Origin of the sequence: Acidianus ambivalens, assembly GCF_009729015.1 — an archaeon.
Lineage (GTDB): Archaea > Thermoproteota > Thermoprotei_A > Sulfolobales > Sulfolobaceae > Acidianus > Acidianus ambivalens.
Genome location: NZ_CP045482.1, coordinates 1,762,513 through 1,781,069, shown reverse-complemented (window position 1 = coordinate 1,781,069; position 18,557 = coordinate 1,762,513). Strand labels below are relative to the sequence as shown.

At 35.5% G+C, this 18,557-nt stretch carries 22 protein-coding genes, 1 other RNA gene and 4 pseudogenes; 18 read left to right on the top strand and 9 right to left on the bottom strand.

Annotated features, from left to right (window positions below):
• Nucleotides 1–2: 2 nt before the first annotated feature.
• Nucleotides 3–310, top strand: an RNA gene (gene ffs / locus D1866_RS10050) — signal recognition particle sRNA.
• Between the two features lie 234 nt (nucleotides 311–544).
• Here ffs and D1866_RS10045 read toward each other — a convergent pair.
• Complete coding sequence (locus D1866_RS10045) at nucleotides 545–847, bottom strand: nucleotidyltransferase domain-containing protein (protein ID WP_155861148.1); 303 nt, start codon at nucleotides 845–847, stop codon at nucleotides 545–547.
• Between the two features lie 33 nt (nucleotides 848–880).
• Here D1866_RS10045 and D1866_RS13705 point away from each other — a divergent pair, with 33 nt between their 5' ends.
• The 3 genes and pseudogenes from D1866_RS13705 to D1866_RS10035 all read left to right on the top strand — a co-directional run bounded on the left by D1866_RS13705 (nucleotide 881) and on the right by D1866_RS10035 (nucleotide 1,682).
• Nucleotides 881–1,132 carry a HEPN domain-containing protein gene (locus D1866_RS13705; protein WP_269199632.1) on the top strand — a complete coding sequence of 84 codons (252 nt, stop codon included), beginning with the start codon at nucleotides 881–883 and terminating at the stop codon, nucleotides 1,130–1,132.
• Nucleotides 1,133–1,161: 29 nt separating this feature from the next.
• Nucleotides 1,162–1,254: a hypothetical protein gene (locus D1866_RS13855; protein WP_420809225.1), complete on the top strand. Its 93-nt coding sequence runs from the start codon at nucleotides 1,162–1,164 to the stop codon at nucleotides 1,252–1,254.
• 24 nt (nucleotides 1,255–1,278) lie between these two features.
• Nucleotides 1,279–1,682 (top strand): annotated as a pseudogene (locus D1866_RS10035) (acyl-CoA thioesterase).
• Here the strand turns inward: D1866_RS10035 and D1866_RS10030 are convergent.
• Both D1866_RS10030 and D1866_RS10025 read right to left on the bottom strand, forming a co-directional pair.
• Nucleotides 1,672–1,956: a hypothetical protein gene (locus tag D1866_RS10030; RefSeq protein ID WP_152939559.1), complete on the bottom strand. Its 285-nt coding sequence runs from the start codon at nucleotides 1,954–1,956 to the stop codon at nucleotides 1,672–1,674. The pseudogene D1866_RS10035 and the gene D1866_RS10030 overlap by 11 nt on opposite strands.
• 33 nt (nucleotides 1,957–1,989) lie before the next feature.
• A complete protein-coding gene (locus D1866_RS10025) occupies nucleotides 1,990–2,223 on the bottom strand; it encodes a DUF504 domain-containing protein (RefSeq protein WP_231136320.1) in 234 nt (77 codons plus the stop codon).
• A 169-nt stretch (nucleotides 2,224–2,392) separates the two neighbouring features.
• Between D1866_RS10025 and D1866_RS10020 the strand changes: the two are divergent.
• Nucleotides 2,393–2,900: pseudogene (locus D1866_RS10020) on the top strand (PaREP1 family protein).
• A 352-nt stretch (nucleotides 2,901–3,252) separates the two neighbouring features.
• Here D1866_RS10020 and D1866_RS13850 read toward each other — a convergent pair.
• Nucleotides 3,253–3,468, bottom strand: a pseudogene (locus D1866_RS13850) (hypothetical protein); the annotation flags it as partial.
• Between the two features lie 213 nt (nucleotides 3,469–3,681).
• The gene (locus D1866_RS10015; RefSeq protein WP_152939557.1) at nucleotides 3,682–4,212 is read right to left on the bottom strand and encodes a DUF1286 domain-containing protein; all 531 of its coding nucleotides are present in this window, start codon (nucleotides 4,210–4,212) and stop codon (nucleotides 3,682–3,684) included.
• Nucleotides 4,213–4,286: 74 nt separating this feature from the next.
• Between D1866_RS10015 and D1866_RS10010 the strand changes: the two genes are divergently transcribed.
• The 4 genes from D1866_RS10010 (at nucleotide 4,287) to D1866_RS09995 (ending at nucleotide 7,589) form a co-directional block, all read left to right on the top strand.
• Nucleotides 4,287–4,727, top strand: coding sequence for an EVE domain-containing protein (locus D1866_RS10010; protein WP_013775269.1), 441 nt, complete (start codon nucleotides 4,287–4,289; stop codon nucleotides 4,725–4,727).
• A gap of 159 nt (nucleotides 4,728–4,886) precedes the next feature.
• Nucleotides 4,887–6,287 (top strand): MFS transporter, encoded by a 1,401-nt coding sequence (locus D1866_RS10005; protein WP_152939555.1) that lies wholly within the window; start codon nucleotides 4,887–4,889, stop codon nucleotides 6,285–6,287.
• A gap of 31 nt (nucleotides 6,288–6,318) precedes the next feature.
• On the top strand, nucleotides 6,319–7,005 hold the full coding sequence (locus D1866_RS10000; RefSeq protein ID WP_155861147.1) for a TIGR00266 family protein: 687 nt from the start codon (nucleotides 6,319–6,321) through the stop codon (nucleotides 7,003–7,005).
• A gap of 59 nt (nucleotides 7,006–7,064) precedes the next feature.
• Nucleotides 7,065–7,589 carry an HAD family hydrolase gene (locus D1866_RS09995; protein WP_231136319.1) on the top strand — a complete coding sequence of 175 codons (525 nt, stop codon included), beginning with the start codon at nucleotides 7,065–7,067 and terminating at the stop codon, nucleotides 7,587–7,589.
• Nucleotides 7,590–7,713: 124 nt separating this feature from the next.
• On the opposite strand, the gene D1866_RS09990 is transcribed toward D1866_RS09995, so the two are convergent.
• Both D1866_RS09990 and D1866_RS09985 read right to left on the bottom strand, forming a co-directional pair.
• Nucleotides 7,714–8,802, bottom strand: a complete 1,089-nt coding sequence (locus D1866_RS09990; protein WP_338025385.1) for an amidohydrolase family protein — start codon at nucleotides 8,800–8,802, stop codon at nucleotides 7,714–7,716.
• Complete coding sequence (locus D1866_RS09985; RefSeq protein WP_152939550.1) at nucleotides 8,780–10,069, bottom strand: glutamine synthetase family protein; 1,290 nt, start codon at nucleotides 10,067–10,069, stop codon at nucleotides 8,780–8,782. The genes D1866_RS09990 and D1866_RS09985 overlap by 23 nt, the downstream gene beginning before the upstream one ends.
• 125 nt (nucleotides 10,070–10,194) lie before the next feature.
• Between D1866_RS09985 and cpsA the strand changes: the two genes are divergently transcribed.
• The 3 genes and pseudogenes from cpsA to D1866_RS09970 all read left to right on the top strand — a co-directional run.
• Nucleotides 10,195–11,421, top strand: coding sequence for a carboxypeptidase CpsA (gene cpsA, locus D1866_RS09980; RefSeq protein ID WP_152939548.1), 1,227 nt, complete (start codon nucleotides 10,195–10,197; stop codon nucleotides 11,419–11,421).
• 157 nt (nucleotides 11,422–11,578) lie between these two features.
• Nucleotides 11,579–12,295, top strand: a complete 717-nt coding sequence (locus tag D1866_RS09975) for a PTO1314 family radical SAM protein (RefSeq protein WP_231136318.1) — start codon at nucleotides 11,579–11,581, stop codon at nucleotides 12,293–12,295.
• Between the two features lie 264 nt (nucleotides 12,296–12,559).
• Nucleotides 12,560–13,703, top strand: a pseudogene (locus D1866_RS09970) (MFS transporter); the annotation flags it as partial.
• Here the strand turns inward: D1866_RS09970 and D1866_RS09965 are convergent.
• On the bottom strand, nucleotides 13,703–13,867 hold the full coding sequence (locus D1866_RS09965; RefSeq protein ID WP_152939546.1) for a hypothetical protein: 165 nt from the start codon (nucleotides 13,865–13,867) through the stop codon (nucleotides 13,703–13,705). The pseudogene D1866_RS09970 and the gene D1866_RS09965 sit on opposite strands and share 1 nt — an antisense overlap.
• A 101-nt stretch (nucleotides 13,868–13,968) precedes the next feature.
• Between D1866_RS09965 and D1866_RS09960 the strand changes: the two genes are divergently transcribed.
• The 6 genes from D1866_RS09960 to D1866_RS09935 are packed head-to-tail and all read left to right on the top strand — an operon-like array spanning nucleotide 13,969 to nucleotide 17,965.
• Nucleotides 13,969–14,343: a cupin domain-containing protein gene (locus D1866_RS09960; RefSeq protein WP_152939544.1), complete on the top strand. Its 375-nt coding sequence runs from the start codon at nucleotides 13,969–13,971 to the stop codon at nucleotides 14,341–14,343.
• Between the two features lie 45 nt (nucleotides 14,344–14,388).
• A complete protein-coding gene (gene sixA, locus D1866_RS09955; RefSeq protein WP_152939542.1) occupies nucleotides 14,389–14,865 on the top strand; it encodes a phosphohistidine phosphatase SixA in 477 nt (158 codons plus the stop codon).
• Nucleotides 14,866–16,128, top strand: a complete 1,263-nt coding sequence (locus D1866_RS09950) for a Ppx/GppA phosphatase family protein (RefSeq protein ID WP_152939540.1) — start codon at nucleotides 14,866–14,868, stop codon at nucleotides 16,126–16,128.
• Nucleotides 16,125–16,763, top strand: coding sequence for a dTMP kinase (gene tmk, locus D1866_RS09945; protein WP_152939538.1), 639 nt, complete (start codon nucleotides 16,125–16,127; stop codon nucleotides 16,761–16,763). The genes D1866_RS09950 and tmk overlap by 4 nt, the downstream gene beginning before the upstream one ends.
• Nucleotides 16,747–17,364: a dTMP kinase gene (locus tag D1866_RS09940; protein WP_152939536.1), complete on the top strand. Its 618-nt coding sequence runs from the start codon at nucleotides 16,747–16,749 to the stop codon at nucleotides 17,362–17,364. Before tmk ends, D1866_RS09940 begins: the two co-directional genes overlap by 17 nt.
• Nucleotides 17,339–17,965, top strand: coding sequence for a CHAD domain-containing protein (locus D1866_RS09935; RefSeq protein WP_231136317.1), 627 nt, complete (start codon nucleotides 17,339–17,341; stop codon nucleotides 17,963–17,965). Before D1866_RS09940 ends, D1866_RS09935 begins: the two co-directional genes overlap by 26 nt.
• On the opposite strand, the gene D1866_RS09930 is transcribed toward D1866_RS09935, so the two are convergent.
• Nucleotides 17,922–18,533: a cyclase family protein gene (locus tag D1866_RS09930; protein WP_170254110.1), complete on the bottom strand. Its 612-nt coding sequence runs from the start codon at nucleotides 18,531–18,533 to the stop codon at nucleotides 17,922–17,924. The genes D1866_RS09935 and D1866_RS09930 overlap by 44 nt on opposite strands.
• Between the last annotated feature and the right edge of the window lie 24 nt (nucleotides 18,534–18,557).

The window sequence follows — 18,557 nt, the reverse complement described above, 5'->3', positions numbered from 1 at the left end:
TTGGGTCGGGTAGGGTGGGGAGTCCCGCCGCCTCCTGTTCCCGCATGGCGTAAAGCGGGCACCAGTAACTCCTATTCCACGACACGTGGCAGTCTACGGGCCGAGCCGAACAATGAAGGCCGCCCAGTAGGGCTGGCGGCTATGGTCTCCTCCTCTGGAGGGAGGAGGGGAACCATACTTGCCGGGGGAATCTGCTAGATCCGGAAGGGGGCAGCAGTACCCGGACGTCAGCGCTTACTGGTCACCGGCTAGAGGTAGGCTCGGGGTAAACCCTAGGCTGTCGGCGGTCGTGGAATAGGGGGTCCGACCCATGAAGAGATGGAGGGCTACTGAAAAATGATGTTTTTGCTAGACACTGATATAGCCAAAATTTTACTATTGATTGGATTATAACTCAAAGTACTTCAAGTCAGCAGCGCAAGGATTCTTCACCGTTCATAAAAGCGCGGCGTCATCACTAAATACTTATAGATTAAGGTAAGATTTAAATGCTAATATCCTATGTTGGTACTCTTTAATTCTTGCAGTCTAGAATTGAAAGCTTTCATCTAAAGAGCCCAAGTCCATCATATATTACGATCTTATCTTCCAACATCTTTTCTACAATTTTATCTTTTAATTCATCCTTGGATAGAACTATTATATCTGCTGAAAATCCTCTCTTTAGTTTATAAATCTCGTAAGCCTCTTCCGTTTTATCCTCAACTCTTTCTAGGAAGATCATAAAATCATAATCGCTGGAAGGCCAGTAATCTCCTCTAGCCCTACTACCGAATAATACTATGGTAACTTTACCTGAATATTTTTCTTTTATCTTCTCCACAAAATTTTCAACTACTTTCTCCACAAGATATTAAAGCTCTTAAAGGAAAAAGGCGTTGTGGTAGAAAAGTTTTGGTTTAACAAGAGTGACGAATTTTATTCTATAGCTAAAGAAATGGCTGAGAGAGGATACTATTGGTTTTCATGCTTTGCTTCTCAACAAAGTGTGGAATTTCTATTAAAAGGAATAGAAATGAAATACACTGGATCTCATACTTTCACTCAAGACCTTAGTGAACTTTTGCAAAAAGTAGAGAAAATTCTAGGAGTAAAGGCAACAGAAGAAGTTTATCAAGCTTGTGATTTTTAACTCCACACTACACTATTTCTAGATATTCCATGGTGACAAGTTACGATAAAAGGAAAGCTTTAGAGTGCATCAAGATGAGCGAAATTGTAAGGAATTGGGTTAATTCTCAAATAAAGCCTTAATATGCACTCTTTGGAAAATTTCATATGGCTCAAGCAGAATTCGTATTTGAGGAGACTGTAAGAATTTACGACACCGATACTCAAGGAATAGCTCATTATGCTTCTTATTATCGGTTTTTCACTAATGCTATAGAAAAATATATGCAGGAAAAGTTGGGATAAAATATCCTATAGTGAACGACGACCTTTGGTTCGTAATAGTTGAATCTCACGCTGTATATAAGAGACCCCTAAGGTTGGGAGATAGGATTTCAGTAGTTCTTTCACCAAAGGCGATCTCTAAGAAGATTATACGCTTTGATATGAATATCTTTAAGGACGGAGAAAAGACTACAGAAGGTTACGTAGTTCAAGCCTCAATAAATCCTAAGACTTGGAAGGCTATAGAGTTGCCGGACGAATTAATTGCAAGGATAACTACAATTTAGAGAATTTAACATATTGAACATATTTTCTATAAAAATTTCCGTAATATAGTGAAATTTCTCCAACTTTCTTATTACCTTTCTTTACATCGTAAGTAAGCTTATTTAAGCCCTTATCGTAAGAGAGGGTAGGTCCTTCAACCTTATATCCTTCTGCAGAAGCCTTAGTAATAATTTCGTCTAATTCAGAAAAGAATTCTTCTCTTGTACAATCAATTTCCTTTCCTTGTTGAAGGAGTTCTGAAATTGAGGAATTATTTAGTATTTCCTTTAACATAAGAGTAAATAGCTCAGAAAATTAAAAAGAGAGTTATTTTCTACTCCATATCGTTCTCCCATTTCTCCTTATTTCAAGTACTCTGTGAATTGGTATTACCGTTTCTCCATCAGTCAAATAAATATAATAATTATCAACTCTTTCAATCTTATCAAAAGGAATTTCAGCATTAACGAGAAACCTATCAGAGATTACTAGAGTAAACTCTGAAACCTTGTCCTTGTATTTCCATAATACCATGTTTATTGCATCTTTAATTCTAGTCAATGAAACATAAGTTATAAGAATAGCAAATAAATGTTGTCTAGAGTTACGCATATGCTAGATGGCTATCTCTTAGTTAAGATTAAAAATTAATAATGTACATATAATAAAAACGGGTAACTAATATAGTCGTAGAATAATTATTAAAGGTTTCTCATATGATTAATTCTTAATGTATGAGATATTAGACTATAAGATAGATCCCAAATCTTACGTTTATGTAAAAGTAATGGAAGGGCTTATGGAGAGTAAGCTCGCTTTAGAGATGTTGAGAAAAGGAATGATTACTAATGCTTCCTCAAAAGCTTTCATAGCAGTTAAAGCAATAATCAGCGCTCTAGTAGTAAAAAATTTTGATAATATCTTAAAATCTAAATCTGAGAAGGAAAAAAGATTGGTATGAGAGAGTAGGCTAATCTGCTCCTACAACCGGTCTTATAGGAATTTCGTACGATCTAGCAAAGCTAGGTTATGATGTTCAGTTAATAGTTAAAACCGCATTACTTCTTCATTCATTTTCCTATAACGGTTTTGATCCTAATTTTGTAAATTATAAAGATAAGGACGAAGTAGAGAAGGATATAATTATGGTGATAGAATTTATAAAAAATAAAGTTAAGAAGTTTTTCGAAGATATTTGGGACGAGAAGTTAGAAAGTAGATTGAAAGAGATTAGCTAACCGGAGTATTTACTACTTGTTATGCAGTTAAGTCCTATAATAGAAAGATTGTTAGCTAACAAATGATTTGTACTTAAGATATTGATAGCTACATACAGATGAACCAAATCATAAATAATTCATAGAATAGAAAGACAAAATTAAGCTTTATTATTAAGTTGAGAAGTTTATTGGCTTTTTCTTAATGTATAGAAGAAATTGGTATCTAATTCGAAGTACTTATACTCATTACTTAACAATTTTTTGAGATTTAATAAGAATATATTCTATAAGCACATTATTATAATAGCCTCTGTGATAAGTTTATATGCATGAAGGCCGGGTTAGTTAAGGAAGACGGCAAGAGTTATGCTTATATCGAGTTTGAGAACGAGGGGGAGATAGATAAGTTCTTTGATGAGGTCGAAAAGAACGCTAATCTTTCCTTCTTATGAGACCCAATCTTCCAAATAAAAACTATACAATTTTTTAAATCTATGCTGTAAAGGATTCTTATATTCCTCGTAACTTCTATAGATACCATTTGATTCCCGAAGATATCTATACCTAATTTTTCTCTAGCGTAAGTTAAAGGATCCTTGATTAGAATTTTTAAAGTCTTTCTAATACTATTTCTAACTTTACGGTTAGGAAACCCTTTAGCTAATATAATTCCGAAAATCTTCAGTGCTCATTTTCTTGCTGGAACTTCTCATAATTCTTAAACTTCGCTTCTAGCAAATCACGACAAAAGATATAGAAAATGTATTTAAAAATCTTTCTCTTTTCGTATATTATCCCATTAGGAATAAGAGTTGTAATAATGATAATAGTGGTAGTAGTAATGATAACTATGTAGTTGTATTGCTGCAAACAGCATTATAACTCCCAACAATATTGCTAATCCGTTGACAATGGGATTATCATAAGAGAAGTGGGCTAAGGCGATCCTCCTCCACCTTCCGTTAACTTTGTGGTAAATTCCCCTCTCCGTGAATACGTCTAGGAGCATGTGAGAAGGGCCTACCATAACCCCGTCCAGGATGATTATTAAGATAAGTTCGGTAGGTGAATAAAATAGGAAATACGAAGCGAGGACTATCGGTAATGAAGTTAATAACCCCCAACCAATGCTTCTTGGTAGTGTGTGAGTTCTGGGCGTTCTTGAGATGTATTTTCCCCTTATTTCGTGGCCCAGATAATCAATAACGTTGTTCGCGGTTACGGAAATAATCCCGGAGATTATTATAACTTCAAGGACGTCACTCAGGAGAAGGGAGTCAAGCAATGATAGCAAGCCTAAAGAAAACACGTAATGTGTTCTTAACTTCATCACAATAATTATACTTATTAATATTTGAACTTTGCCAAGTAACATTTATAAGTAATAAAACTATATAGCATACCGTGACCTACTGGCTAATACCGATTCAAGAGGACATGTGGGATACTATTCGTTACGAAGGAGTTTACGGTTATAAGCAAGACTTAAGCCAATATATAGCCAAGGGAGATTATTTAATAATTTACGTAAGCAAATATTACGCTAAAGTTTACGGAGGAAAAATAGTAGGCATAGTAAAAGTTTTGACAGAATGGTACCACGATGAGACTCCAATTTTCCCAGAAGAGAAGGTGAGGAATAGAGCACTCTTTCCTTATAGAGTTAGGGTAGAGCCAGTAATAACTGGAGTCTGCGATTTCAAGTCAATACTTGATAAGATAGTTTTCATAGAGGATAAGGCACAACTAGCCAAGTATCTTAGGAATGCTCCAGCAAATTTAAAGAGACCTATACCAGAACAGGATGCAAAACTGATTGAAGAATGCCTTAATGGTCATATCTAGTAAGCCTTTAGAGTCCTAATAAATGTAATTATCATTTTTTGTTTTTATTAACTTTCTATTCATTCTCTAATATACATAATCTATATAGCACTATATAGTTTATCGTATGTATATAGGTAATATATATAACCTAGCTATCCTATAGTAGCTTGAGGTTTAATGAATCGATCGCCTTTCAGCAGCATTGACAGCTTGAAACTAACTTTCAATCACATAAAAATTTGGTATACTTCAGGAATGGGATTTTTTACAGATGCGTATGATTTATTTATTATAGGCGCAATAATAGATATTTTCGAGGCGTACAAGTTACCGGGCTTTCAATTAAATTCTTTTTATGAGGGAGTCTTAGCTTCTTCAGCAATAATAACTGCCGTATTAGGTCAAATAGTATTCGGAATTCTAGGAGATAAAATAGGCAGGAAAAAAGTTTACGGAGTAGAGGCAAGCTTACTATCAGCAGGAGCTTTCCTTAGCGCCTTTTCTCCTAATCTATTATGGTTAATAATATTTAGAATGATCATGGGCGTTGGAATTGGCGGGGATTATCCCATCTCCGCTACAATAATGAGCGAATACGCTAACGTTAAAGATAGAGGGAAACTTATTGCATTAGTCTTTGCTAACCAAGGAATAGGAACATTGGTTGCAGTAGCAGTAGGAGCAATCTCTGCCTACACTTTGCCTCCTGACATTGCATGGAGAGTTATGGCAGGAATTGGTGCAATTCCTGCAGCAACTGTAATATACTTAAGGAGGAAGGTTCCTGAAACTCCTAGGTACGCTGCCTTAGTAAAAGGAGATTTGAAAGAAGCTGAAAAGAGCGCTTCATTTTTGGGCGCGAAGTTAAATTTAAGTAAAATAGAAGTTAGAAAGATGTCCTTCTCTGAGTTTTTGAGCAAGTATTGGAAACTATTAATAGGAACTGCAGGGACGTGGTTAATACTCGATATGGCATATTACGGAACAGGAGTTTATTCTGGCCCTATAGTTTCATCAATTCTAGGTAAGCCCTCAAGCGTAGGTCAAGAAATAGTATTTGCAGGTATTCCTTTCATGGTAGGTTTCTTTGGGTACTTTACTGCAGTAGCTTTAATGGACAAGTTGGGTAGGAAAGTTATACAAACTCAAGGTTTCATAATGATGGCTTTAATTTACGTTGTAGTTAGCTCCATTATGATAGTAACTAACAATAAAGTTACAGGATTCCTAATTTCGTCAAGCGAGGCCTTAGCAATTTACGCAATGAGCTTCTTCTTCATTGATTTTGGGCCAAATACTACAACTTTCGTTATTCCTGCGGAGGTTTATCCCACATCTTATAGGACTACTGGTCACGGTATTTCTGCGGCAGCAGGTAAGGTTGGTGCAGCGGTATCCACTTACTTATTCCCTACTTTGCTAGCGACAATAGGTCTTAAGGAACTTTTGGTCATGCTGTCATTACTCAGTATACTTGGTGCAGCAATAACTATCGTGTTTATAAAGGAGCCTAAAATGAAGAGCTTGGAAGAAATAACTGAAGAATTAAAAGGAGAGAAAGAAGAAGTAAAGGCTTAATTTTTGCGTTCTATTTCTTATTTAAGGTGAAATTTTGCAATATCAAATTATAGGCGACGATATACAATACGTTAAGGTTTTCTTAAATCCTGGAGAGAAAATTTATGCCGACGCAGGGCATATAATGTCCAAGAGCTCTTCTGTAACTATTCAAGCAAAAATGAGAGGAGGAATTCTTTCTGCAATAAAAAGGGAATTAACAGGAGCAACGTTTTTCGTAACTGAGCTTATGGGTCCTGGGGAAGTAGATATTGCAGGCGTTTTTCCAGGGAAAATAGTGCCAATACAACTTAATGGCAAAGGAATTCTTGCAGAATCTCATTCATTTTTATTCGCAGAAGATTCTGTCAATTACGACGCTAAGCTTGCTCCTTTAGCTCCGGCAATTTTAGGAGGAGAAGGACTATTTCTTGCTTCATTTAACGGCGTAGGCCAAGTTTTCCTGCATGCTTATGGCGGATTGTATGAAATCAATTTAATGCCTGGGCAAAGCATAGACATAGAGGCATCTCATTTACTTGCGTTAGAAGAAGGTATGCAATTCACTGTTACTAGAGTTGGAGGATTTAAAACAATGCTATTTGGAGGAGAAGGTTTATATTTCGTTAGAGTTGTAGGACCAGGAAAGGTTTGGATTCACTCTATTACTGCACAGCAGATGGCTTCCGCGTTAATGCCCTTCCTCCCTGGAGGTCAGAAAGGAGGTCTACCGTTCTAAATAGAGCTATATAGCTAATAGTAGGATATATTTATTTTTCCGCTTTAGTATATAGCCACATGCCTTACGCAATATCAGTAGATTTGGGCGAAACGCTTGTAGGTTTTAGGCCTAGGTCTTATGAATATATGCTAGGAATACTTAAGGATTACGGGTACAAAATAGATGAAAGGGCTTTCTTTAGGGCTTTAGCCAAAGTCCTAGGGAAGAGCAACTTTGCCAATGAAGAAGGATTAAATCCCCTTAACCTCCACGAGCTATTTTATGAACTAGGTATCCATCCTTGTAGGAAAATAATGGAGGAAATTGCTAACAGGGATAAGTACCAAGATTATTTCCTTTACGAGGACGCTATTGACTTTCTTAAGGAAGTCAAAAAGAAGTATAAAATTGTTATAATTTTAAATTCTACTAAGAGAATATATAAAATTGTAAAAGAATTTGAACTAGATAAATACGTAGACAAAGTAATAGCTTCTTGTGATATTGGAATAGTTAAACCAAATCCTAGAATATTTGCTTATGCTAAAAGATATGTAGGAGATATTCTTTTGCATGTGGTGACATTTACGAACTTGACGTAATAGGAGCTAAGAGAGCGTTTATTGATGCCATACTTTTGGATAGGTTTAACTTTTATCCTGAGATAAAAATGAAGGCTAAGACCCTTTACGACGTGTTAAGATACATGGAAATTAAAGGTATGCTTTAAACGCCATAAATCTTTGCAGCATTGCCTTCCGCAATCATTTTTATTATCGTCAAGGAATCCTTCTCGTCAATAATTTCCTCATTTTCCATCTCTTCTATGATTGATATTATATATTTTCTAAATAATTTTGCAGAAACCCAAGCTATTTCTGGAATTTCAAAGGCATCAGAGCCATACATTACTTTATTCGCTGGAGCTATTTGTAATACCTCTCTTAAAACATCTCTTCCTGCAGTCGTAGCAAAGGGAAAGATTTGGGATACGTCTAAATATACTGAAGGAAATAAGTAACTCATCCATGCACTTTCTCTATGAAATGGAAATCCTGCGTGAACTAAAACTATTTTTCCTTCATATTTTCTAACCAAGTCTGTTAAGTACGAAGGTCTTGAAAGCTCAAGCTTAATATCCCTATCCCCTGCCCCTGTATGAACTTGAAACGGAACGTTCAATTCTTTCGCTATCTCCATGGTTTTACAGAATAAGTAATCTCTAAATCCCTTTGCTTTTCTTCCGAACCATTCTCTTTCTTCATCTAGAAAGTCTTTTCTTGCAAGGTTCTCGTCGCAGATAATCTTTAATCCAGTCCTGTAAGCAATTATTGACTTAAAGCCTGCGTAGTTTTCTTCCTTTATTTTGCTCCTCAAAGTTTCTTCAAAAACCTCTACAGCTTTTTCAAAGGGAAGTGAGAAGAGATTTTCGTTTATTATACTCTCTATTCTAAAAAGTAGTCTATACTTTACTGGTATTTCTTGTTCTTTTTTACCGAATCCCTCATCGATAACGAATGCTCTTATTTTAGCATCTTCCATTAAAAATTTTACATAATTGACTGGATCGTCTTTTATTCTTCTATTCCTCTCATCTATAAAATTCTCTCCAAGTAATTTTTTCATATAATTTCTTAGCATTAGATAAAAAGGCCTCCAAGAGTTCATTGAAATTATTCTTTCAGATAAGGAAGGTAGTTCTTCTTCCCTCCAGGATTCTGAAGAAGCCATCATGAATTGTTTTTCGTCCATAATCTTTGCTGAGAACCAATGAGAGTGAGAATCTACTATTTCAAAGTTTTCTATAGACTTCATATTCCCAGTCCGTTACATAGCTCTCATATTCTTCTACTTCTGCAGTCTTTACTTTTATGAATTCGTCGATTATCTTATTTCCTATTTTCTCCTTTAAGATTGAATCCTTATTTAACTCGTTTAGTGCTTCTCTTAAGTTTCTAGGTAAATCCTCTATATCTTTCCTATAGTAAGCATTCTCATTAACCGGAGAAGGAGGCTTTAATCCCCTTTCTATTCCGTCCATTCCTGCTTGTATTATAGCTGTCAATAGTAAATAAGGATTAGTAGAAGGATCTGGAACTCTATATTCAATTCTCCTGTCAATCATGGACATACCGGGGTATGGCATTGGAATTCTTAACATGGACGATTTGTTATTGTAACCATAGGCAATCTTCGTTGGAGCCCAAGACCCTGGAACTAACCTTTTATAAGAATTTATGGTCGGTGCGGCAATTGCAGTTAAGGCTTTGGCATGTTCAATGATTCCTGCTATAAAACTGTAAGCTATTTCACTTAAACCAAGCTTATCTTTATCATCAAAAAATAGGTTAGAATTTCCTTTCCAAATACTTAGATTTAAGTGAAGCCCAGAACCGGCAAGTTTGTTAAAAGGTTTAGGCATAAAGTTTGCTTCTATACCGTGTTTTGTAGCTACTTGCCTAGCTATTTCCTTAAAAATTATAACTTCGTCCGCACTTCTTAAAGAATCCTTATGAATTATGTCAAATTCGTATTGACCCGGACCGTATTCTTTAATTATCCTAAGAATATCTATTCCATTATCGTCAAGCAATTTTGCAATTTCTGAAATTACGGGATTATTGTAAAAAGCAGAGGGATCAAAACACCTCGCGTCATCATAAGGTTTTTTATCTTTTACCAAGTAAAATTCAATCTCAAAGGAGGATTTAAACTCGTATCCATACTCTTCTCTAATTTTATCAAGCGTGGATTTTAGAGCCGACCTTACGTCGTATTCCCAAGGTTTTCCATTAGAGTAAAGATTACAGATTACCATTGCAGAAGGTGGGAAAATTGATAATGTTGAGAGATCCGGAACTAAGAATACATCTTCATCCTCTGGACCGAAGGAACCGTAAGGGGATAAAGTATCCATAGGCGTAAAGCTGAACATTGCCTTAGTTAGTCCTATTCCTGATTTAACCATTTCGTCTACGTGATCTACGTAAGCCCCTTTTGCCCTTATATAACCGTCTAACCCAACCCAAGTAAATCTTAATATATCTATTCCTTTCTCTTTTAATTCCTGTCCTACTTGCATAAAATAATTTATTTCTACAAGGTAATATGCTTTCATTCATAGTTATCTGTTCTAGAAATTAACTTTTGCTGTTACATATTATTTAGAACGAATTTATTATATCACATTCATTAAAACCTCTCCACATGAATATAGAGGAAATTGCAGAAAAACTTTTGAAAGATAGCGAGAGTATAGAGAATGACGTAATAACGATTAGAAGAATATTACACGAGAATCCCGAATTGCCGTTTCAGGAGACTAATACGTCAAGGCTTATAGAAGAAAAGCTAAGGTCTTTAGGAATACAGACAAGGAGACTTTCTACTACAGTAATAGGTTTAATTGATAGTGGAAAACCTGGAAAAACTGTAGCATTAAGGGTTCAGATAAGTGCATTGCCTATAACTGAAAAGACAAATTTACAATTCTCTTCGAAAAGTCCCGGCATTATGCACGCTTGTGGCCACGACGCTAACGTTGCTATGCTTTTGGGAGCTGCACAACTGCTAGTAAAGAATAAGGATTTATTATCTGGGAAAGTTAAGCTCATTTTTCAAGCTGGGGAAGAGGAAGATTTAGGAGCTAAAGAGGTTATTTCTAATCACGAATTGGATGATGTAGATTACGTATTCGGTTTACACGTATCGCCTTTTATTCCTTCGGGATTTTTTGCTACTAGGAAAGGAGCTTTAATGCCCTCATCTTCAAATTTTAAAATAAGAGTTAAGGGATTAGGAGGTCACGTATCTTCTCCTCATACAACTTTAGACCCGATTTTTATTTCTGCACAAATAGTTAACCTTTTACACGGATTAACTTCCAGAATTGTTAACCCATTGGACGGGTTTACTCTTTCAATTACTTCTATACATTCTGGGACTAAAAGCAACATTATACCGGATGAAGCAGTAATGGAAGGTACAATAAGAGGTTTTGACGTTTTTACTATCGAGAAAGTTAAATCGAAAATAAAAAGCTTAGTAGACTCTCTCTGTAAAAGCTTTAATGCAGATTGTGAAGTTGTCTTCAGTGACAATTGTCCTCCTCTTATAAATTATCCAGAGATAACTTCTATGGCTATGGATATCCTTAACAACTTAAGAAGGCCAATAGTTGAAATTGAACCGGTTATGTTGGCTGACGATTTTTCACGTTATCTTCAACTAAAGCCTGGCTGTTATATCTTCATAGGTACTAGAAATCTGGAAAAAGGATGTATTTATCCTACGCATAGTCCAATGTTTAAACTAGATGAGAATATTCTAAAATATGGCTCTGCGGCTCTAGCTTTGTTGGCAATTTCATTCTCTAAAGAGGAAAATATAGCTAAAATGGTAGAGGAAAGAAATAAATATTATGGGAAAAATTAAACCTTTTATATCTACCGGCCTTTTAAGGTTATTTAGTAAAAGAAATCTTCCGGTGATTGCAGGGCATAAGTTGCTTTATTCGTGCAATCTAAAATGCAAAATGTGTCCTTTTTGGAGAAGAAAAGATTAGAAATTACTAACACTGGAAGAAGAGAAAATGATGTTAAGGAAGCTCTCGGAACTTGGAGTTATTTTTATGGGTTTTGAAGGAGGAGAACCACTTTTAAGAAAGGATTTACCAGAAATTCTGAAAGAATCTCATGAAAGGTTTCATACCTCGCTGGTTACTAACGGTTTACTACTGAAAGCAAGGTTTAACGAAATAAAGAAATACTTGGATTACCTTTTCGTATCTCTCGATGGAATTGGAGAAACTCATGACGAAATAAGAGGTGTTAAAGGCTCTTTCAATAAGGCTTTAGAAGGCATAAAAATTGCAAAAGATGAAGTACCTTTAGCAATTTCTACAACTTTAACTAGAGAAAATCTTGATGAAGCGGAAAAAATTGTTAATTTAGCTGAGGAATTAGATGTTTTAGTCAATTTCCAAGTTGCATATGATTATTCTACAGCGGATAAAATGAGTCCGGAGAAAGAGAAATTAAGGAAAGTCCTAGATAGGCTTCTTTATTTGAAGAAAGAAGGTAAACCAATAATGAATACGAAAGAGTATTTTGAAGCTATACTTAATTCATGGTATAAAGGTATTCCTTGGACCTGCAAACCTTGGCTTACCATTAACATAGATCCGCAAGGCAGGGTAGTTTTACCCTGCTATGTCCTTAACGAGTACACTGGTAGTAAAAGAATTTGGGAAATAGATATTAAATCACTCTGGGAAAGCTATGACTGGAAAAAAATACGAAAGTTGTAATAAATGTGCGCTATCTTGTTATTTAGAACCTTCAATATTTACGTGGAGTAATTTCTCGATAGTGAAGGAAAGAATAATAGATGGAATGATATCTATCATTTCAACTTCGCTAGGAATATAATTACTAAAGAAGTGTAGTCTTTGTTTTAAATATTAGTTAAAGGATTACCTCATCTATATAGATTCTATAACTAATGTATGCAAATATAGTCCTATTGATTTTATGTCGAGAATGTTTAAAAAATGACATAACTACATAGGCATATGAAGTTAAGTGATGTATTCAAACCGTTGGATGATAAAAAATTCGACATGTTCCACATAAAGAGCTTGCTAACGACAGGGATGGGAGTTTTTACTGACGGCTACGATTTATCCTCAATAGGAATTGTAATAGGTGCAGTGTTAGCTAGTTTCGGACTGCACAACAAAACGCCAGAATATAATTATTGGGAAGCATGGGTTTCCATCTTCAGCACTAATAGGTGCGGCTATAGGAGCAATAATATTCGGAATTTTAGCCAATAAAGGAAGAAAAACATTTTACGGAATAGATGTCGCATTATTAAGTATAGGTGCAGTTTTACAAGCTTTCGTTTCTTCTCCTCTTGAATTAGTTTTAGTTAGGGGCTTATTAGGTCTTGGAGTTGGTGCTGATTATGTATTATCTCCGATGATAATGGCTGAACACGCTAATGCTAAGGACAGAGGTAAAATTATAGCCTTAGGCTTTGGTTTAATGTGGGGCTTTGGTGCTACTGTTGCTGCAGGGACTTACCTTGTATTAACCAGCCTCGGATATTCATTAGATACTGTATGGAGAGTAGTACTAGCTGCAGGAGCAATTCCGGCAGCCTCAGTAATTTACTTAAGAAGGAAAATACCTGAGACCTCTAGGTACTTGGCGAGAATAAAAGGAGATATGAAAGCCTTTGAAAACGTGGTTAAACAAGTTGCAGGAAAAGAGGTTAGAGTTAATGAAAATTTAAAGGATACAAATTCATTTTCTGAATACTTTAAAAATCAATGGAAGATTTTCTTAGCCGCTTCTTCACTGTGGTTCTTGTTCGACCTCTCGGCATATACTGGAATATTATTTGGCCCAACGGCAATAGCCAAAAGCGTTGGGATAAACAATCCTGCAGTTTTCTCATTTATAACAGAGTTCGGCTTCACTGTACCGGGCGGATTATTAGCCTTAGCTACAATTGACAGAGTAGGAAGAAGGCCAATGCAAATAATCGGCTTTATTGGAATGGCTGGTTCGTTAATGTCATTCTCGTTCTTTAGACCCTTATTGTCTGCTTTTCTAGCATTAATAGTTTACGGAATGTATGATTTCTTCATGCAGGCAGGGCCGGGTTCAATCAGTGCTGCAGGAATGCTTGGAGTTGAATTAGCCCCTACTTATACCTTAACGTACTGATTCTCAATTGAGGATTCTTCTAGAGGTTTCCCTTTAGTTTCCGGTATGAAGAAGTACGTTATTGCTGCCGCAAGGAAAGTTAATAAGCTAAGTATTAATGTTAATCCATCTACTCTTACTGAAGGTAATATAATTGTTTGGAACAATAAGTCCAGCAGTTGTTGCGCCTATTCTACCTGACGCAACAGTAATTGATTGTACAGTACCTCTAACCTAAATTTTTTAAATGCCAAGTCTTCTTCTTCATATGGATTTCTACTTATCAAACATCTCTCAAGTTCCTAAGGAGAACGTTCCAATAAAAGGTACTAAAGGAGCTAAAATACAATGGTTAATAACAAAAAACGAGGGCGCGCATTACGCGGTAAGGAAATTCTCTTTAGAGAAGATGGGGGTAATACCAATGCATGCACACAAGTACCAAGAGACTGTTATAATAACTAAGGGAAAATGTAAAGTTTGCGTCGCAGATAAGGAATTTGAGCTGAAGGAAGGGGATTACATTTTTATCGATAGCCAAGTTAAGCATGCAATTATGGCTGAAGACGAATTAGAGTTTTTCTGCGTAATAGATTACGTTGATGATATGAGTATAAAGACCTTAAATGAGGACTGCCCTTAGCTCTTTGAGATTATGCTTAAATTCCTTGCTTGACAGTAAGTAATAATGATAACTTTAATAATTGTGAGGCATGGAGAAGCTGAGCCTCAGATAGATGGGAAAGACGATAAAGATAGAAAATTAATTAAGAAAGGCTTAAAGCAAATGAAAAGAGTAGCCAATTTCTTGGATGATCTTGATTATACTTTTGATAGAGTTTTGACTAGCCCTTACATCAGGGCTTATCAATCAGCTGAAGCTATACTTGACGAATTAGGGGTTGACGATAAAAAAATTGAAACTTTTAACGAGCTTTCACCAGAAAAAGAGCCTTCTGCGTTCATTGAGAAACTTAAGGAAATGGATAATACAACATTACTAGTCGTTGGGCATGAGCCTTATTTATCTTCATTAATTAGAGCAATGACTGGAGGTAATGTAGAACTTAAGAAGGGGGGAGTTGCAATCGTTGATTATAATCCAGTTGAAGGCAAAGGAGTTTTAAAAATGCTTTTAACTCAAAAGGTGTTAAAGCTGATTTGAATGCTTTCTGCGGTAATAGATGCAGGATACAACTCATTCAGACTTTCAATTTATGATGTTTTTCAGAATAATACTTTCAGACTTTTAGGTTCATTGAAGTATTTTGTAAGGATTGGCGAAGGTATTAAGGAAGGAAGTAAAATTTCTGACGATAAGATTAAGACTGCAGAACAAGCTTTTATTGCATTTAAAAACCTTATAAACGTTAAGGGCGTAAAGAACGTCAAAGCCGTAGGAACGAGCGCTTTCAGATATGCATTAAATGGGAAGGAAGTTTCTGATAAGTTATCTGAAATACTTGGTGAAGATTTAAGGATAATTTCTGGAGAAGAAGAAGGAAGATTTTCGGCAACAGGAGTTATTAATACTTTACCATTTATAGAGGATGCAATAATCTTTGAAATAGGCGGTGGTTCATTAGAAATAGCTAAGGTAGAGGCTGGAAATATTACTAAAGTATATCAATTACCTATAGGAGCACTAAAATTGGCTACTTACTCAGAAAAGGAAATAAGAAAGATAGTTTCAGATGAAATCTCAACAATTTCTATAACTCCTTCAAAACTTGTTATTGGTTCAGGAGGAAATATGAGGGCTTTAGCTAAATTAGATGAAAAAATTTCAGGTTTTCCTTCCGACTCTATTCATGGATACGTAGTACCTTCTTCGCAAATTAGTAAATACGCAAAAGTACTCTTTTCATTAGATATAGAAGAAAGATCCGCATTGCCCGGGATTAGTAAGGAGAGGGCTTATACTATTCATTCTGGCGCTGTGATTATTGACGAGCTTTTACAGCATTTTAATTCGGACAAAGTAATGGTTTCCGCTTTTGGAATGAGAGAAGGAGTATTGACAGATGGAGTAAAACTTGATAGAAACAAATGGTTAGAAGCAATAGCTTTTTATCATTATCTCGATCCTCCGTGGGATGTATTTTACGATGCAGAAAAAAAGGTAAAAGGAGAAATGGGATTTTACGTCGGTTCAGCGGCATTTATTTCTTCAGTGTTTAAAATGTCAGAATACCTTAATCCTTATGATGCCTGCTATAGAATGACTAGGACAGCTATAATACCAGGTTTTACTCAGAAGGAAATATTAACTATAGGATTGATATGTAAAGCTGCAAAGGGTAAAATTAAGAAGAAGAATATTAAATCAGTGGGTTTAGATTTTAAAAAGAAAGAGTTATATGAATATGGTAAAATAGTTAAAGAAATAGTAGAAACTTATCCTCTAGGTATTAGGTGGAGTGGTTGAAGGGTATATTAATAGCCTTTGAAGGTATAGACGGCTCAGGTAAATCGAGTCAAGCTAGTTTATTAAAGGATTGGATAGAAATGAAAAGAGACGCATATTTAACCGAATGGAACTCCTCAGAGTGGATTCACGACATTATAAAAGAGGCTAAGAAAAAGAACTTGTTAACTCCTATTACCTTCAGCCTAATTCATGCTACAGATTTTACTGATAGGTATGAAAGGTTCATATTACCAATGTTAAAAACTGGTTTTGTAGTAATAAGTGACAGATATATTTATACCGCCTACGCTAGAGACAGCGTTAGGGGAGTAGATATTGAATGGGTTAAGAAACTTTACTCCTTTGCAGTTAAACCAGACGTTACTTTCTATATAAGAGTTTCAGCAGAAGTTGCTTTAGAAAGGATAAAGAAGGCTAGGAGGAATATAAAACCCCAAGAGGCAGGCTATGACGTTTTCCCCAACTTACCTCCAGAAGAGGGATTCTTAAAATATCAAACAATGATCCTAAATGCTTATGATAAAATAGCTAAGGAGGAAAATTTTGTCATAATAGATGGTAATAAAACTCCCAGGGAAATTCAGATGGAAATTAGAAAAGTATTAGGTGAAATCCTTGATAATAGCCTTTGAAGGAATAGAAGGCTCAGGAAGGACAGCTCATTTAGATGCAGTAAAGAGATATCTAGAGAAGGAAGGTTATGGAGTACTCACTTTCGGAATACAAATGTCAAAGTTGATAGGAGAAAGAATAGCTCAAGTTAAAAAGGAAATAGTCTTCGAGAGAAGGACGCTCTTCATGGCTTACGTTACAGATTTGGCGGATCAAATAGAGAACGTGGTTAAGCCAGCAATAGACTCAGGATTCATTGCATTAGCAGACGGTTATGTTCTAACCTTGATGGCTTACGGACTTGCTAGGGGATTAGAAAAAGAGTGGATGACTGAAGTGCTAAGCATATTTCCTAAACCTTCGCTTTCCTTCTCTCTTATTTCAACTCCGGAAGAAATAATGAAGAGAATAATAAAGAAAAGGGGTTATTTAGATCCGTTAAGTGCAGGAATTGATATTTGCGTAAAAGAGGACGTTTTTAGCGCTTATAACGAATATATAGAGAGATTCCAAAAATATCTTGTAGAATTATCTATCACTTCTAAAGTAATAAATACTGCAAGGGATTTTAGTGAAGTAAATAAGGAGATAGTGAGTGAAATTGAAAAACTTGAGGCCTGAAGACTACGCTAATAAAAACTTAAGAGATGCCTTATCGATATCCGGAATTTCAAAAGAGGGCATTCACGATAGGAGGGTTAAACTAAGGAAATATTTTGATGTGCTATATTCGCTATATCCAGTTTATGAAAATCCAGATTGCCTAGTGAAAGCAAAGGATCTAATTCATAAGTTAGGAGTAATAAGAGATATGGACGTAATATGCTATCAACCTAATAGGGATAAACTAGCAGAGAGAGTTTCAAAGAAAATTCGCTTAATGGAGAACTGTTTTCTGCCCAAAGTTTATGGCAGTAGACTTTTAGTTTTTAACAGAATTCTCTCACTTCAGAAGAAAATAGAGAAAATAGAAGATTTTCATGAGCTGAGAAAAATAGTTAGAACTACTAGAAACCTTGTGGAATCCTTAGGATATAAAAATAAAGAACTATCTAGTTTAGCTAAGGAAATGGGAGACTTAAGGGATGAAATTCTTAAAATAGAGTGTGAAGGTAGAAAGGTTAGCATTGACGTTGAGAATTATAAGAAAAGGGCAAATGAAATTATTGTGACATTTATCATTTACCAGGACGAGTTTCATCATTTCTCACTACAGCAATAGCTCTGATAGGCGATCCGTCAACTCCTTTAATAGGTAAAGGTAATGAGATAAAGTCCACTACCTTTCCTTTTATCTTTTCAAGATTTGAAGAGAGATTTTCGACTATGAGAATTTCGTTAGATAATAATATTCTATGAACCTTGGAATTTCCTATGCTTGGGGAATCTATCCCGACAAGCTTGTAACCCTTCCTTACAATGAGCTTAGCAAACTCCTCGTTAATAGTTGCGTAATTATCCATTGTCCATCCATTTTTCCAGAGTTTACTACTTCCCGTGTATATAAGTAGGATATCTACTGAAGAGGGCAATTCTAAAGAATGAATATCTTTACCTTCAGCGTCAAGGACGTAAGCCTTTCCGGAGAACCTTGTTAAATCTATTTCATCCAGTTTTTTACCATCTCTTATGAAATGAAAAGGAACATCAACGTGAGTTCCAGTATGAGTTGAAAGAAGCAAGGAATGTATAACATAATCTTCTTTTTCAATCTTCTCTATTTTAGGTTGAGGATCTCCTGGGAAATATGGCATCCCGTTTTCTATTGGCACGGATAAGTCAATTATCACGATGAAATAAAACATGGAGAAAAT